A 16,212-nucleotide genomic window follows, 5' to 3' on the forward strand; every position below is an offset into this window, starting at 1 on the left:
AAACAAAATTACATACCTAGGCAACTTTATCATGCTGATGTGAAGCAGAAGACTCGCTCTCCTGCTTCATCTTGTAATCTAAGACCTTTAACACTCTCTTGAGCAAATTCGGCGTTAAGATGGAGAGAAAGTTTACCGATATATCATGCTGCTTAGCAGTACCCTTCACTTTGTAGTCTATGGCAACTATACCACGACTGTAACCACCCGTAAGTATCTTGCCTATAATCGGAGCACTCCACACCATTTTGTTCACAGCATATGCAGGAACTATTTGACCTCTTATATCAAAGTCATTACCCACAAGGTCTATACTACCATCCAAGCTTATCCCAAGCTCAGCACCCTCCATCCAGGATTCGCCGAAGCTTATTACATTGTTTTTATAATTAAAAGGAACATTCAACTTACTGAAATGTATACCACTACCACTCAACGTATTGCTTATTCCTTTTAAAGAGGAGAGAGTCAATATCTGCGCAAGAATCGGCGCACCCACAATATTAAACCGCGTGATAGAAAACATGCCATTTGTCCTACCACTATGAGTATCTGGATACATGTATATCGACAAACGCCCGCCATCCACCGTATTTAGAACGTCTATGGCGCGTAGAAACTTGCCTGCGTTTCCCGTCACTACCTCCAACCCCATGGGACCGTAGTCTATACTAATGGGCATCATATCACCCGCGAAATACCCCCTCACCTTCGCATTTGTCCCACCTCGATCTCCAGTCGCTAGTTCAATATCCAACTTTTCTATAAGCACACCATTATTCATAAGCGCCTTGTCAGATTCTATACTGACAACAACATCACGGGACGCTGATTCTCCCTTCAGAAATGCACCTAGATTCGCCTTACTCAGATCTAAAAACTCCCCACGTAGCTTTAGATCTATGTTGCTACCATCAGATTTGACACGAGCCCAAGCATTCGTCTTCAAAAACTCTATTTTGTCAGCCACAAGGTCAATGTTACCATCTTTCACCTTCCCAGAAACACTAACATCCACCCCATCGCCTTTAACATCTACATAGGCAATATCTATATCACCACCAGAACCCATCTCCACAAGAAACGATAGCTCCCTATGTAGATCCCCAATATCAAAATAGCCCTTCTGATCGCCCCCTAAAGACAAATGCGTAATATCTACTTTACCCCCAATGGTAGTATTCTCAGCCGCAGAACCACTAATCCACTCTATCTCCGCCGGGGCATATCCGTTTACACCCAGCATCCTTGCCGTAGAACTTAAACCTTGCAAATTCTCACCCGAAACGTATCCATCAAATTTACAATGCAGCCCCTTGTCACCCTGCCAATCTTTAGTTACAGACAAAACCATATCGTGATCATTCAATGTGCCAGTTCCATCAACTCTAAGAACCCCACCACTAAAATTAACATTCATACTACCGTTCTTGACGTGCAAGCTGTTTAGTATTCCCTCAGCATCAAGATCCTCAACCTTTGATGCTATCGACACCTTGCTGTATACGTCAGCATCACCCAACAAATTGTACACTTCTATGTTAAAATCCGTAGTAGCCACTCCAGATATGCTCTCCCTACTCCCTCCTATGCTTAGCAGCGATTGCACCCCAGTAGCTTCGTATAACTTTTCCGCACCATCTACAGAATACCCCTGTACCTCTAATTTGGCAGCTCCACTGCTAATACCCTTGATGACAGCTTTTCCTTCCAAGGCATGAACACCACGGTAACTATAGTCACCCGACCTTATTATTAGATCACCCCTACTAAGCAGTAATCCACCATCGACAACATTTATCTCGCCTATGTCATCGTTTATAAAAACAACTGCATCCTTCAAATGAGAACTGACCCTATAATTTAACAAATTTGTAATATCACTAAAAGGGCCGTGATAGAATACTTGAGGTTCACGAAAGTACCCGCCCAATACGTGATTACAATACCACTCACGCGCACCTGCATACATCTGCTCTGGCCAATATGCACACACATTTTTTGCACTTATCTCATAGCCGACCACATTCACATCTAAGTAATCGGTGGAAGAATCAAAGGAAGCACGCAATCTCAGGGCTATGTCATCATCCGCCAATAAGTTAAAGTTTATAACCTGCAATTTACCGTCACTGTACTTAGCACGCACTTTAAAGCTCTGCACAACTAGCTCCTGCCCCGAACCATAAGGCATCACACCCTTAAGGTTTTGCAGGTTTATTTCCCCATAGTCGATACCATCGTGCGCATTCAACACAATATCAGCAGTACCAGAGAGTACAAAATTTTTGTACCTGGCAAGCCTTGCATCCAAAAACTCCAAATATCTTAGTAGATTTGTATTGAAGTTATCATACTCTACATGAAGAGAAAGCACCCCCTTATAGTGCTCCGATAGACGCACCCTCACTGCAGACTCGTCACTACTAAATTCCAGATTGAATACTCGCCCATCGTATTCGTTTTCCTTGCCAAAGCGTAAAGAATCAACAAATACCCTGCCCCCATTATCGTCTTGTAAAAGCAATTTTCCGATTTTTACCGGAATATTAGATCGAACAAAGACTAGAAGCTTCGAACGCAGCGCCTCTACGGAAAATGGAACTCCCTCCGTTTGCACCACCCCCTCAGAATGCAAAAAATCAACGCTGACCTTTTCTATCTCAAGACGACTGTCTCCCCAGTCACCCCATAGAAACAAAATACCGATTTTAGAATAAATCGATGCCTCAGGCGCCTCTACTTTCACACCTAAGTTTTTGTCAACTACAGTTACTCCCTGCGCTGACAAAACAAAATTTTCATCAGCCCGGCGCCACGTAAGCTTTACGTCCCGCATACTTACATCTGCCCCGAAGAAGAATTCAGATAACTTGTGCTCTAGATATAGATTTATAAGTTTTGAGCGGAACTCCAACGTGTCTTTAGTGCTGACATTATAGTACAATACCCCCCCAAACAGCAGTACTGCACCTATAAACAAAAACTTTATGCAAATCCACGCTATAGAATTCATCAATCTAATCAACACCTCAACGCTGGCAAAGTTCCCCCTCAACGCTTCATAACTTGGCGCTCTACTTCAGCTCTTGCCAGTGCATCAGCCTCAACATTATACCTGTTACCTGCATGAGCCTTAACCCATTCCCACGTCACATTATGCTTCAGCGTCAGTGCCTCAAGCTGCATCCACAAATCTACATTTTTTACAGCAGACTTACTCGCAGTTTGCCAGCCATTTGACTTCCACTTGTGTATCCACGTAGTAATACCATTCTTCACATAGACACTATCCGTACGCACACAAACGTTACATTGCCTATCTAAAGCACCTAAAGCTTCTATCACTGCAGAAAGCTCCATCCTGTTGTTTGTTGTATCGCTACAACCACCTGATATCCTACGCTCCTCACCACCCGAAAAAAGAAAGACCGCACCCCAGCCGCCAGGGCCAGGATTACCAGAACAAGCTCCATCAGTGTATATGACAACCTGCCCACTATCCATAAGTACCACAAATCCACCGTTTTTGATTGTATTCCAATACCCTGCATAATACAATGACATTCGTGTTGGTACCTACAGCCTTGCGTAGAGAGGCTATTCACATAAGCGTTGTTGATTCCTTGGTCATGCATCTTAAAGTACCATTGGCTAAGCTGCTTGGTTATGTAACCACCGAGTCAGCTTTCTGTATAATTTAGTATTTATGGATATGGGTTCCTCGGAAATAGTCACGGGCATAGCTCCGGAATTAGAAGATGCGCTGATCACTGAGATATGTCGCAATAATCCCAAAAAATCTTTTGTATGCGTGCTGCAGGATGATAAACCCCTGGAGCTTTTGGTAAAAACTCTAAAATTCTTCGATAGCACACACAATATACTATTATTTCCCGCATGGGATACGTGCACATATAAGCACACTTCCCCTAGCAGTTATGTGATGACTCATAGAGTAAAGTGCTTACTGGATTTGTTATCAGTAGGCTCCAAACCCTACATACTGCTAACAACTATCAGCGCTTTAATCCAAAAAGTATTACCGAAAAATGCCGTATCTTCTTCTACATTGCACATAGAAGCTGGAAAAAGCTTATCGATGGACGAGCTGACCCTACATTTGATAGAGCATGGGTACGTGAAGTCATCAACTGTAGTACAAGAAGTCGGTAGTTTTGCTGTGCGCGGAGATATAGTGGACATCTTCCAAGCAGTGAATGAAAACCCCGTCAGAATATACTTTGACTATGATATTGTAGAATCAATAAAGTTCTTCGATCCAGATACCCAGATTACATGCAGTGAACAAATTCTGGATATAGTGATCTTTTCCGCATCTGAATTGATAAAAAATGACGGAAACATTGCTAGATTCTCTGAGAAATGCTCCCATCTACGAAGCAACAACCCTCCACTTTACGAAGCCGTCGTACATCGGCAAAAATTCGAAGGTGAAGAACAATTACTACCGTTACTACAAGCTGATGCTTTAGTAACTCTTTTCGACTACATACAGGAAGCAGAGCTTGTTCTAAGTGAAGCAACATTTTCCAACATAAAACAGCGAATTGAGAACATTTGGGAACAAAATGATACGCAGGATTGCACAACTCACTGTACATCGCTGTTTCTTGATTTACAAAGCTACGAGCAAGTTCTAGCACGATTCCACAAAATACTATTATGTCGCTTTGATTCAGCACCACAAAGTATAGTACAAAACCCCGCTACAGTAGCGCTGACGAAGAGCACACTAGCGCTGTTACCTGACCTCAAATTACAAGCTCGCGAAAGAGGCTGTAATATTTTCTCGGTAACTGCAAACCATATGCAAGAAGCAAAAAAGCAAGTGCTATTGGCGTGCTATAGCGAAGAATCCATGCAGTATCTTGTTGAGAAGTTCAAACACTTCGACATGCATATATCGAGAGTATCAAGTTTCTCCGACATAACCAGTAAATATAGTACAGCTATACTGCCATTCCAACATGATGTCGAAACTGAAGATTTCATAATCATTACAGAACATAGTTTACTCGGTAGGCAATGCTCCATAAAAAAAGCGAGACGCACGGTTACAAATAATGCTTCTGAGCTTACTATTGGGGACGTTGTCGTACATAAAGACTACGGTGTAGGTATTTTCATCGCTCTCAGAACGTTAACCGTTTGTGGGAGCTGTCATGATTTCGTTGAGATTAAGTATCGTAACGATGACAAACTATTTGTTCCCGTAGAAGATACTGACCTTATAACAAAGTACGGAATTAATACGGATGTAGTCCTAGATAGACTGGGCAGCTCTGCATGGCACGACAAACAAAACAAGCTGAAAAAGCGCATAGATGATATCGCAAAGACCCTCTTACATGCAGAGGCCATGCGTAAATTAGCCGACGGAAGCAGATTTCTACCCAGCTCATTGTATATAGACTTCTGCAAAGAATGTCCTTATGTCGAAACAGAAGACCAACTAAAAGCTATAGCAGATGTTGAAAATGACCTTGCACGCGGCAAAGTCATGGACAGGCTAATATGCGGTGATGTTGGATTTGGTAAAACAGAAATTGCACTACGCGCTGCTTTTCTTGTAGTCAACGAAGATATAACATGCCAAGTGGCTGTGCTTGTACCGACAACTTTACTATGTCGCCAGCATTTTCTCGCCTTTAAAGAAAGATTCAAGAATTACAAAGTCAATATCCAACAGCTTTCAAAAGCAACTGCGAAAAAGAAGCAACAAATCCGGGAAGGACTTGAAGAAGGGAGTATCAACATCATTATAGGTACGAGTGCCCTACTATCGGATAGCATCCAGTTTTTAGACCTCAGATTACTGATTATTGATGAAGAACAACATTTTGGCGTACAACAAAAAGAAAAACTCCGGCTATTGAAGCATGACGTTCATGTACTATCGCTCTCAGCCACACCTATACCTAGGACGCTACATATGTCACTCTCCAATATAAAAGACCTGAGCATACTCCGCACACCCCCTATTGGGAGAACTACTGTAGAGATTTCTATAACACACTTCGATGAGAAGACAATAAAAACAGCCATACTTAACGAGGTCAACAGAGGTGGTAGGGTGTTTTTTACATGTCCTCTTATCGCCGATATTGAGCCAGTGCTAACGCGACTACAAAAGCTTGTTCCGGAAGTCAAAATAGCAGTAGCCCACGGAGGCACCGCACCCCTCGCGTTAGATAAAATTATGAATGATTTCTTTGATGGCAAATTCTCCCTTCTCCTGACAACGTCGATAATAGAGAGCGGAATAGATATTCCATTTGCTAATACCATAATTATATATAATGCCGATATGTTTGGCCTTGCGCAGCTATATCAATTAAAAGGACGCGTTGGCCGCAGCACCACACAAGGATATGCGTATTTGATACTCTCAAATAAAGCAACTTCTAATTCTCCCGGCATGAAGAGGTTAGAAGCACTGAAATCTCTAAACAGCGTTGGTTCAGGTTTTGCACTATCCCTACAGGATATGGACATGAGGGGATTTGGCAATTTAGTCGGAGAAGAACAATCTGGAAACATAAAAGAAGTTGGCATTGAGCTCTATCACCGCATGTTAGAAGAAGCCTTAGAAACATGCAAAATGACCACAGAAAGCTCTGCCGTAAGCTGCCATAATATAAAGGTGGATATAAATGCAAATGTACGAATTCCCGAGTCATACATACAAGAACTCGAACTCAGAATGCAGGTCTACAAAAAAATTAGTAGCTTAAAGACACCCGAAGAGATAAGTCGCTATTCTGAGGAACTAAAAGACAGATTTGGCATGCCCCCACGTGAGGTAATCAATCTACTGGATATAATACACATAAAACATCTCTGTGCCCGCATCGGCATTGCTGAAATCACCCATTTCAAAAATCACCTTACCCTACTATTTGGACGTAGTTTTACACCCCAAGAGTCACTCCTAAAATACTTTGTAAACAATGCCGGCATTTTCACCATGCAGGGGAACAGTGTGAATGTGCTAATATCCGCAGTACATGCCAATAATGTGACTAGATATCTGATAGCATGTCTAAGAAAAATAAACAGTTTACTTACTCATACACCCGTATCAAAAGAGACGAAAACAGACTAGATCACATGCACTGGAAAAGAACATAGCTGCAGTACACAAAAATACTCTGCCCTCAACATACGCACACCCTTATCTCTAGGCGGAAGCCATGGATATTTCATCTATACAAATGCATCACTGCCTGATGCGTATCTATCTTATAAAAATCCCCACACTTACACCTCATCAGTTTGCGCTTTGCCATTTTAGCCTAGTAACACACTTTATAGCACCACTACCCAGCTAACAGTGTACTGGTAGTTTTATTCTCATAGGGTGAGTAATATCACTACAATTGCCCTACGTTCTCATTTACATGATAGGGTCATAAGCTGTCTCCTCTTAACTTACTCTTGGCGCAAAATCACACTAAACATTCTCAGTAACCAGAATGATACTGGCAGCACACAATTGCTCGCATGCACTTACTGAAAGATGAAGAACATCTTTGAAATTCTGGTCTTTAATAAGCAAATTATATGAATCTATCTACTCACACCGCAGAAAATATGTAACAATCATAATGTTCGTGGATACATAGAAGCCTCATCAACCATCGAACTTGTAGTAAAAGGAGAAATGTATATGTTCAACGGCATAGTTACTCTAATTGGACGTGTGGAAGACATACAACACGACGGAGATACTGATGTTATTGCACGTATCAGTGTGCAAAGCGAAGAGTTCTTATCGCAAATTGTCATAGGAAGTTCAATCGCCTGCTCCGGAGTATGCCTGAGCGTAGTCGAAAAAGGAGCAACTCACTTTGTGACTAACATTTCAAAAGCCACTTTAGACATTACAAATTTGCGATTTTGGACCCTTGGCACCAAGGTGAATCTAGAACCTGCTTTAAGAGCAGGCGCTCCTTTGGATGGACATATGGTGCAAGGGCACGTTGATTGCATAGGTGAAATCCATTCCATAACACAGGTTGCTGGTTCGCACGTTATGGAGATATGCTGCGATAGCTCTACATCAAAGTACATAGCGAAAAAAAGTTCTATAGCTTTGGATGGAGTATCGCTCACGGTAAATTCTACAACACCTGGGCTGTTCAGCGTAAACTTGATACCGTATACCTGGAACAATACCACATTCCAATACAATACGGTGGGTGATTTTGTGAATATCGAAACAGATCTTATAGCGCGATATTTAGAAGCTCTGCTTGCCCATCGCACATATGGCCTATAGGCACTTGTGCCCATATACACCGTCTATTACCTCTAAGTATATCTGGATCTTCTGGTTCTATGTAGCTCGCCGGCTGCGTCAACGAGCATTATAAAAATGCCTTACATACAGGATATACAATGCCTTATATTACAAACTGTGAACGCTACACATCGTCTACAAGCTGACTACCGATTTGCTCATCGCGTTTCTCACTCACTAGCTTCCCCATACTTACGCCCATCTGCACTGTATAGTCCATACACGATATTTTGCTGGACCATAGCACAAAAGTATGCACCCCAAAGCATAAGACACGTCTAACCTATGCGGAGGTCATATACTATTGAGTTATGTACTAAAAATGCCTTTTCCCGCTCGTAAATGTGCTACGCGTAATCCGCCATATTACGTAACAGCTATACCCTTTATGAAACAAGGCATTTTTCTATACCGGCTCCAGTTAACTGCTCTCGTTGTAAGCACACAATATGTATAGCTGTTCTCTAGCTCTTGTTTACAGACATAAAATAAGCGCTTTTCCCCTTCCAGAGCATTCCCAGTGATGTAACTGATGATTCATTCCCCCCCCTGAAGGAAAACTCCTTACCAACATACAGAGAAATAAACCAACAGCAAACCCAATCCCTTTGTAGCAGCATGTAATTTCGTAGCGTATACATTTTGTCCGCTGCAAAAGAATCATTTCAGCACTTCACTGACGTCCACACACGATATTTTGCTAGATCACACAATATGAAGCACAAAACCCCAAGAATAAAACGCGTATAACCGGTTCGGGAGATCATGTACTACTAAGTCACACAGCATAAAGCAGCGCTCTTCCAAAGCAGTAATGTAGGTTGGGTCACGGAAAAGAAAATGCTATCTGTTTATTCTGGCATCCCACTCTCCACCAACTATTTTAGTGAACAAGGGATAGAAAGTTGTCCTAAAAAAGCTGACATCGCAGAGCAATACTCCGTAACTCCTATGTCTTGACTTTACAAGCTACTATCGCCAAACAATCGCATATACAGACACCTACAGAATCATTATATGCATATGGATCAACCGATTGTAATGTTGTGGAGAATGTGCGTTATTCTAGGGTTTTGCTGAAGGTATCGGGAGAGGCACTTGCTGGAGAGAGAGGCTTCGGGTTCGATCAGAATGTAATAGGAAAGTTATCGTGTGGCTTGAAGAATATGAGAGAGTCTGGAGTGAAGCTGTGCATTGTGGTTGGTGGTGGCAATATCTTCCGTACTAAACTAAAAAGCAGCGCTCATTGAAACCAAAACTATGAAAAACACCTGTCTCTACATATGGAACATATAGCAACTTGCTCCAACACATAGGCCGCAAAACAGCCATAATAGCGCTACTATCAGGTAAAAACAGTGTATATCACTTCCTCGATCAAGCAAGAATCCACGCACGAACCCAACACGCTACCGTAAAGCTCCGCCCTATGTGCCGTGAGCACTTTAAGTGATGCAAGATAAAAAATTACAAGCCTAGCTGTGAATAACAGAATCCCCCTGAACCGCAACTCAATTGATTGACATGACAAACCCAGGAAGCCCAACATTTACGTCCATAGCATGGAACTCGCGCCTGCCTACAAAAGAAATTACAAGCCTTGCTCGCGAGAACTAGTATCCCGTCAAGATTCTATTCACTAACTCTGCAACCGTAGGAATGTTACCATTACTATAAAATTCATCGCTACCAAACCTGTAGGCATTATGGCCAGAAAACATTAGCTCTCTTTCACAATCCCCACCATAAGCAATATTTTGCAAAGTCTTCTGAATACAGAAACTTCTAGGATCCGGCTTCTGCCCGGTGTTATAGTCATCGTGGTCCTTCCAGTTACTAAACTTACAGTGACTTAAACACCCCATGCAGGCTATCTGATCTGCACGAATTTCACGCGCTTTTTCTTCTGTAACAAAAATCGCAGTATTGTCTGGCGTCTTCATAAGCGTACTGTACCCAGATGCCATCCATGCGTCTACTCTCTCCTTATCAGCCGCCCTTACGTATACCTTGCGGCCTCTAGCCCCAAACGTAACTTCCGTATCAAAGTCACCCACACACTCCTCACTAAAAGGCACCTGACGTTCGCTTCTTCGCTGTAGCTCACATATGAACTCGTTTTTCACTGCTGAAGAATAAAACCCCGTAGGGCTAAACCTATTTAAAAACACATCACCCGTCTTGAGAGATAGGAGTTTCTTTTTCCAAGATGTAGATATAGGACTCTCTGCCGTTACCAAAGGACGTGTTCCAAACTGGAACGCTACTAGACCTATGCGATCATTATCGAGCCAGGATTCCCACTCCTTCAAATGCCATACCCCACCAGCCATTATGACAGCAATGTCGGACATGCCAACTTCATTCATAAACGCCCTAATCTCAGCCACCCTCTCAAATGGCGACTGCGGAACCTTAGGATCCTCACTGTTGCTAAGACCATTATGCCCCCCCGCTAGCCAAGGATCTTCGTATACAACTCCACCCAATAAATCTCGCGGAAATTTACGGTAAGAGCGATTCCATAAAATCCTAAAAGCTCGCGCAGATGACACTATCGGATAGTAGTATACACCATATTGCTGCGCTACCTCAGCCAGCCTATAAGGCATCCCAGCCCCACAAGTTATACCGTGTATCATGCCTTGAGTGGCGCCTAGCACCCCGTGCAATACTTCCTCAACGTTCCCCATCTCCCACAGGACGTTCATATGTATTCTACCGCGCCCCTTAGATATATCATGAGCTATACGTGCCTGGCTTATGGCAGCTTTTATACTGTATTCTATAAGCTCTCTATTACGTTCAAGTCTGGTCTTGCCCTTATACACCAAGGGAACATATTCACCATTTTCATCTATCAACCCAGGATTAGCACCAGAAAACGTTCCAATAGCGTCTGCGGCTGCAAACGCCCCGAACTCCTACCATCACTGACACTAATTCCCTTGCCACCTTCCACTATGGGCCACACATCACGACCCGACATATGAATTTTTCTAATTCCTTTAAGCAAAAACGCAATCCCCCCTTAACTAACTAGTATCCTAATAATTCGTGGGCTTTTCAACCACAGGACCACGACCTGTCCGAAAGTTTAGCACCCCTGTGGGATTTCCGTCAATTGAAATGCGGACACCTCCACTCTACATCTAGCATAGCTGCCATTATTCCCTGCACTATACCAAGTATAACAGCGGGCATACGTGCACGCTCTTCCAATTTCTTGATTCGCAGTAAAGTATCACTCCATGGGAACCCCTGCTAACCCCCATGAAGCACTCTCAGTGGTCGACTCAATGATAGCATTATACAATAATTAACAGAATAAACCATAATAATGGATAGCAAAATGTTCATTACCCGCTCTCAGAGAGCGAATAAATTGACGTGTTGTCGCATGGTAATATACATCACTCCCTATAGATCTAAGGTAACTAGTCAAATCAGCCGATGAAATTAATTTCTACTTTCACGGCACAGCATAATGCGGTACCATCGACTGCTTATAATCTGTCTGTAGATCGCGATGGTTACACTGCCTGTAGTTACGAAGCTGAAAAATAATCTTTCTGTTATTACTGAACACATTGGCGGGGTAAATTCGGTAGGAATCAATCTTTGGGTCAAGGTGGGAAGTAGACATGAAGTGCATGAGAAGATCGGGCTTGCACACTTCCTTGAACATATGGCTTTCAAGGGTACGACCACAAGATCTGCCTTAGACATAGCAAAAACTTTCGATGCGATCGGCGGAAACTTTAATGCTTACACAGATAAAGAACATACTGTGTATCACCTAAAAGTGATGAAAAAAGATGCACGTCTCGCCCTTGAGGTTCTCACTGATATAGTGCTAAGATCGTCATTTCCCGAAGAAGAAATGGAGAGGGAAAAAGACGTAGTACTGCAGGAGATTTACCAAACAAATGATTCTCCTAGCAGTATAATATTTGATAAGTACCTAGAAGCTGCATACGAAGGACAGATCTTCGGTAAATCTATTTTGGGCTCTGTGCATACGGTGCAAAACTTTTCTAAGGAAGACTTGGTCTCTCACATGGACAAGCATTATTACGGAAGTAATATGGTGCTCTCCTTGGCCGGAGATATAGTACATGATGAGGTTTTGGAAATGGCGCAAGGCTTGGAGCAGCTTAAAGATCGGCAACACTGCTCCCCTGTCCAAGTGCCACAGTATACAGGTGGGGAATATCTAGAAGAACGCAACCACCTAGAGCAGGTAAACATAATAATAGGTTTTCCCGGTGTACCTTACGGAGATGAACGTTTTCACGCAATGCAAGTGTTGGATACTATACTTGGCAGCGGGCTTTCTTCGCGGTTGTTTCAAGAAGTGCGCGAGAAGCTAGGTTTAGTGTACAGTATCTGCTCTTTCAATTATAGCTACTCTGATAGCGGCCTTTTCTCAGTGCATGCAGCGACTGACAGCACAAAGCTACCTATTCTGCTTCAAACCGTCACCACGGAGTTAAAGAAGCTTCCTGATACCATAGAAGATGAAGAGCTCCAACGCGCAAAGAGTAAATTGGAAGCTGAAATTTTAATGTCTCGAGAAAGTCCAGTAGCGAAGTCTGAAGCACTGGGCTATTACTACTCTCACTATGGCAGATACATACAAAAGCAAGAACTTATAGAAAAAATTCGCTCTATAGACGCACGCAATGTTCAAGACGTAGCGAACTTTTTACTGCAAAGCAGTTCTAATATAACACTAGCTGCAATAGGCAAACTTGACTCTTCTATAAGTCGGGTTGAAGTTGCTTCAATGCTTGCGTGAAGTACGTTGTCGTAATAGCCTACACGCTATCGTTGATACGCCAGTACGGGGAGCACAACATACTAGAAATAGAACTGCTGAAATAGCTCACCCTGTTGGGTATATAGCAGTATGCATCACACGCAGACAAACTTCCCGTACAAGTTCCCCACCTTTTTACTGCAAAGCAGTTCTAATATAACACTAGCTGCAATAGGCAACCTAATTTGCCCATAAATCGTGCTGAAGTCGCTACCACTCCCGCATGCACACGTTGCCTCAACGAGTGCTCTCCATGTTTTGCTATATCATTGGTGTGCAGCATAGAAAACTGCCACATTCTTGAAATCAACTGTTAGCGCAGCTTCGCTCTGAATAATAGCAGCACACATCATCACAGAAAACTTCCCCGATAAGTAAGTTGCTCGCAAACGTACAATAACTAGTGCTAGAAACCATACGCGCCACAATATCTCAGCAGTCGCTACGAGGAGAAGACGCCAAGTAAACCACAGCAGATCAGCACTCAGCACACGAATAACTCAACAAAAAGCGCTATTTACCAAACGAAACTCCTATGTTAGCGCACAACCTCACATACATGCGTCAAGCCATAACCTGGCCACACCCATAGACCCAACACACAGCACAAAATAACCCCGCTGGGGTTCACAAGCCCTTATCACTTAAGGGATATAAAGCAATACACACGTGCATCCAGCAATGAAGTATGATCACTATTCTCTCTTACCTATGAAGTTGCAGCGCAGTAACTCTGTCTATCTCTGCTGCAATACTATCAAAGTCATGGCCACCGGAATATCTCTCACCATTAATAAAGAACGATGGAGTAGCATTCACATCAAGCGTGTTAACCGCAAGAAACTTCTGCTGCACAACACGATCCATAAGCTCTTCATCCGTAGTACATCTCTTGAAATCTTCATCAGAGATATTGCTGATCTTCGCAATATTCACCAATAACCCAAGGTCTTTATAGGTAGCTATTAGGGTATCGTACGAGCCAAATACAGCCCGAACGTACGAAAAAAATGCTGTATTGTCCTTGTAACACGAGCCCAACATCGCCGCTGAAAGAGATAACCTGTCTAACGGAAAATCCCTGTATATGTACAGCAGCCTTCCCGTATCTATATACTCCTTCTTAATGCGCGGGAATACCTTGGTGATGAAATCCGCACAGTGGGCACATGAAAAGGAAGCATATTCTACCATGACAACTGGAGCATCCTCATTGCCAAGATACCTGTCTTCAGGTAGTCTCATCAAAAGCTGCTGCGCCGTTAGCTCAACAGCCTCGCCTCCAGAGAGCAGATCTCCACCCTTTGCCTCAAGCATCGTACTAGACACTGAGCAAACAAAAACCACAAGAACCGCGAAAATCCCCAAGCACAACCGCAAGAATCCCATAGCCCCCACCTAAATATGAAAGTCAACAAAAAACACCAATGTACTTCCCCACTTAAGCGAAACACATTAATTATTTCTCACCATCCGCATTCTCAGCGAGCTGCTTCTCATACATGGCTGAAAAATCTATGACCTCCAACATTAGCGGAGGAAAGCCCGCAGAAGAAGTAACCTTTGCGATTACTTCGCGCACAAATGGAAACAAGATACTAGGTGCATTTATTAAAAGCGCCCTCTTGACCTGCTCCTGTTCCAACTCCTCATCTTCCTCTATGGAAAACACACCACAGTATTTTATTTCACAGATAAATGCAGGAAGCTTCTCTACCACCGACTCTATGTTGATTTGCAAAGCCACCTCGTATAGCGCAACACTTGCTTGCTCCCCCTCTGGAGGCTTTACAGGTAACGCTGCAGAAGAAACATTAACCGAAATATTAATCTCAGGAGGTGTCTTACTCATCATGAGAAACACCTTAGGAGCATTAGGATTCTCAAAAGATAGATCCTTAATGTACTGCCCTCTTACTCTAATTTTTGGCTGCACTAAAACCTCCTCTGACGGAAATACCGCAATTAATTGTTGATTAACGCTGATCAAACTATAATATGGTTATGTATTCTTGTACATAGCCTTTGTGAAAAATTGTGGATAGGTATGGTTGAACTGGCAATATACGCATTCGTCGCGGCCTTCATTTTTTTCCGTCTCTATAGCTCCCTAGGTAGGGCGTCAAGTATAAATTTCCAAGGTGCCTGTGCTACTCCTGAAAAGCCTGGTGATGATAGAATTGCGCTGGATGCTAAGAATGATCAACAAGATATACCGCTTACATCGGTAACCGAAGAAGAGCATTTTGAAGAGGTCTCTCCCGGTATTGAGGTCATGCGTGCTAGAAGCATGGACTTCTCGTTGAGAAATTTCATGGCAGGGTCCGCCGCGGCTTTTGAAGTGATAATGAAGGCGCTGAATCGCGGGGATACTGAGTTATTGTCATCTTTGCTTAGTGACGACATATATAAGTCGTTCGAAAAAGAAATCATGCGCAGAAATAGCGAAGGACACATTCACGAAGATGTAGTTGTGTCTATAGTGTCTCAAAAGATAACGGCTGCTAAGGTAATTGGTGATGTTGCAGCAATCACGGTTAAATTTCTAACTGAACAAATAAATGTAGTACGCAACGCTGCAGGAGACGTCATTGCTGGAAGTACCTCTAAAATAAATGTCGTTGAAGACTTTTGGACTTTTGAGAAAAACGCTAATTCCCCTAGTAGGAAGTGGTACTTGTCTGCTACATGTTGACGCAATTAAGAGCAGTAACGTGTGGCTGTTGTTCGCTCGGTATCTCTTGAAAGAAAGCTTCTGTCGCTACTGCGGACTATTGCACAGCAGCTCGTGGTTCTACATCTAGTAGAGCTATATCTTGAACATTTTGTATCTTTCATGAAAGAAAAAGGCCTTGCACGTCGTGTATTCTCTAACACACTTGTATTCGCCTTAATAAACAGCAACACCTGCTCGGATAATCTAAATTAGTGCAGCAACTACTATTGCAAAGTAAGAATCCACACTAAAACAACACGAAATAGACGGTGAATACGCACTCAGGCACAGACCCCATAATACATATGTACACAACTATAATTACGATAATAGCATAAGATACACAAC

General features: G+C 42.8%; 12 protein-coding genes and 2 pseudogenes. 6 read left to right on the forward strand and 8 right to left on the reverse strand.

Going from position 1 to position 16,212, the window contains the following annotated elements; genetic code table 11:
- Positions 1 to 16: 16 nt before the first annotated feature.
- A complete protein-coding gene (locus APHWEB_RS01575) occupies positions 17 to 3,016 on the reverse strand; it encodes a YhdP family protein (RefSeq protein WP_011450264.1) in 3,000 nt (999 codons plus the stop codon).
- Positions 3,017 to 3,054: 38 nt separating this feature from the next.
- The gene (gene rnhA, locus APHWEB_RS01580; RefSeq protein WP_011450263.1) at positions 3,055 to 3,507 is read right to left on the reverse strand and encodes a ribonuclease HI; all 453 of its coding nucleotides are present in this window, start codon (positions 3,505 to 3,507) and stop codon (positions 3,055 to 3,057) included.
- A 202-nt stretch (positions 3,508 to 3,709) separates the two neighbouring features.
- Between rnhA and mfd the strand changes: the two genes are divergently transcribed.
- Both mfd and APHWEB_RS01590 read left to right on the forward strand, forming a co-directional pair.
- Positions 3,710 to 7,129, forward strand: coding sequence for a transcription-repair coupling factor (mfd, locus tag APHWEB_RS01585; protein ID WP_020849217.1), 3,420 nt, complete (start codon positions 3,710 to 3,712; stop codon positions 7,127 to 7,129).
- Positions 7,130 to 7,693: 564 nt separating this feature from the next.
- On the forward strand, positions 7,694 to 8,305 hold the full coding sequence (locus tag APHWEB_RS01590; RefSeq protein WP_011450260.1) for a riboflavin synthase: 612 nt from the start codon (positions 7,694 to 7,696) through the stop codon (positions 8,303 to 8,305).
- Positions 8,306 to 8,450: 145 nt separating this feature from the next.
- Here APHWEB_RS01590 and APHWEB_RS06985 read toward each other — a convergent pair whose 3' ends face one another.
- A complete protein-coding gene (locus tag APHWEB_RS06985; RefSeq protein ID WP_268915752.1) occupies positions 8,451 to 8,585 on the reverse strand; it encodes a hypothetical protein in 135 nt (44 codons plus the stop codon).
- Between the two features lie 205 nt (positions 8,586 to 8,790).
- Positions 8,791 to 8,967, reverse strand: coding sequence for a hypothetical protein (locus APHWEB_RS06775; RefSeq protein WP_155237392.1), 177 nt, complete (start codon positions 8,965 to 8,967; stop codon positions 8,791 to 8,793).
- A gap of 405 nt (positions 8,968 to 9,372) precedes the next feature.
- Here APHWEB_RS06775 and pyrH point away from each other — a divergent pair.
- Positions 9,373 to 9,549, forward strand: a pseudogene (pyrH, locus tag APHWEB_RS01595) (UMP kinase); the annotation flags it as partial.
- Positions 9,550 to 9,939: 390 nt separating this feature from the next.
- On the opposite strand, the pseudogene APHWEB_RS01605 reads toward pyrH, so the two are convergent.
- A pseudogene (locus APHWEB_RS01605) lies at positions 9,940 to 11,342 on the reverse strand (NAD(P)H-dependent flavin oxidoreductase).
- A 513-nt stretch (positions 11,343 to 11,855) separates the two neighbouring features.
- Here APHWEB_RS01605 and APHWEB_RS01610 point away from each other — a divergent pair.
- Positions 11,856 to 13,127, forward strand: a complete 1,272-nt coding sequence (locus tag APHWEB_RS01610; protein ID WP_011450255.1) for a M16 family metallopeptidase — start codon at positions 11,856 to 11,858, stop codon at positions 13,125 to 13,127.
- A gap of 287 nt (positions 13,128 to 13,414) precedes the next feature.
- Here APHWEB_RS01610 and APHWEB_RS06650 read toward each other — a convergent pair whose 3' ends face one another.
- The 3 genes from APHWEB_RS06650 to secB form a co-directional block, all read right to left on the reverse strand.
- Positions 13,415 to 13,639, reverse strand: coding sequence for a hypothetical protein (locus APHWEB_RS06650; RefSeq protein WP_011450253.1), 225 nt, complete (start codon positions 13,637 to 13,639; stop codon positions 13,415 to 13,417).
- A 214-nt stretch (positions 13,640 to 13,853) separates the two neighbouring features.
- Complete coding sequence (locus APHWEB_RS01620; RefSeq protein WP_011450252.1) at positions 13,854 to 14,537, reverse strand: DsbA family protein; 684 nt, start codon at positions 14,535 to 14,537, stop codon at positions 13,854 to 13,856.
- A gap of 70 nt (positions 14,538 to 14,607) precedes the next feature.
- Positions 14,608 to 15,084, reverse strand: coding sequence for a protein-export chaperone SecB (gene secB / locus APHWEB_RS01625; protein WP_011450251.1), 477 nt, complete (start codon positions 15,082 to 15,084; stop codon positions 14,608 to 14,610).
- 111 nt (positions 15,085 to 15,195) lie between these two features.
- Here secB and APHWEB_RS01630 point away from each other — a divergent pair, with 111 nt between their 5' ends.
- Both APHWEB_RS01630 and APHWEB_RS01635 read left to right on the forward strand, forming a co-directional pair.
- Positions 15,196 to 15,843: a Tim44/TimA family putative adaptor protein gene (locus APHWEB_RS01630; RefSeq protein ID WP_021798985.1), complete on the forward strand. Its 648-nt coding sequence runs from the start codon at positions 15,196 to 15,198 to the stop codon at positions 15,841 to 15,843.
- Positions 15,844 to 15,864: 21 nt separating this feature from the next.
- Positions 15,865 to 16,077, forward strand: a complete 213-nt coding sequence (locus APHWEB_RS01635) for a hypothetical protein (protein ID WP_020848754.1) — start codon at positions 15,865 to 15,867, stop codon at positions 16,075 to 16,077.
- Positions 16,078 to 16,212 lie beyond the last annotated feature (135 nt).

The organism is Anaplasma phagocytophilum str. Webster (assembly GCF_000964685.1).
In the GTDB taxonomy this organism is placed as follows: Bacteria; Pseudomonadota; Alphaproteobacteria; order Rickettsiales; family Anaplasmataceae; genus Anaplasma; species Anaplasma phagocytophilum.

What these genes read in the sequence shown, in the direction of transcription:
- APHWEB_RS01575 (WP_011450264.1), bottom strand. Translation starts at nt 3,016, where the DNA reads ATGAATTCTATAGCGTGGATTTGCATAAAGTTTTTGTTTATAGGTGCA.
- rnhA (WP_011450263.1), bottom strand. Translation starts at nt 3,507, where the DNA reads ATGGATAGTGGGCAGGTTGTCATATACACTGATGGAGCTTGTTCTGGT.
- mfd (WP_020849217.1), top strand. Translation starts at nt 3,710, where the DNA reads ATGGATATGGGTTCCTCGGAAATAGTCACGGGCATAGCTCCGGAATTA.
- APHWEB_RS01590 (WP_011450260.1), top strand. Translation starts at nt 7,694, where the DNA reads ATGTTCAACGGCATAGTTACTCTAATTGGACGTGTGGAAGACATACAA.
- APHWEB_RS06775 (WP_155237392.1), bottom strand. Translation starts at nt 8,967, where the DNA reads ATGTATACGCTACGAAATTACATGCTGCTACAAAGGGATTGGGTTTGC.
- APHWEB_RS01610 (WP_011450255.1), top strand. Translation starts at nt 11,856, where the DNA reads ATGGTTACACTGCCTGTAGTTACGAAGCTGAAAAATAATCTTTCTGTT.
- APHWEB_RS01620 (WP_011450252.1), bottom strand. Translation starts at nt 14,537, where the DNA reads ATGGGATTCTTGCGGTTGTGCTTGGGGATTTTCGCGGTTCTTGTGGTT.
- APHWEB_RS01630 (WP_021798985.1), top strand. Translation starts at nt 15,196, where the DNA reads ATGGTTGAACTGGCAATATACGCATTCGTCGCGGCCTTCATTTTTTTC.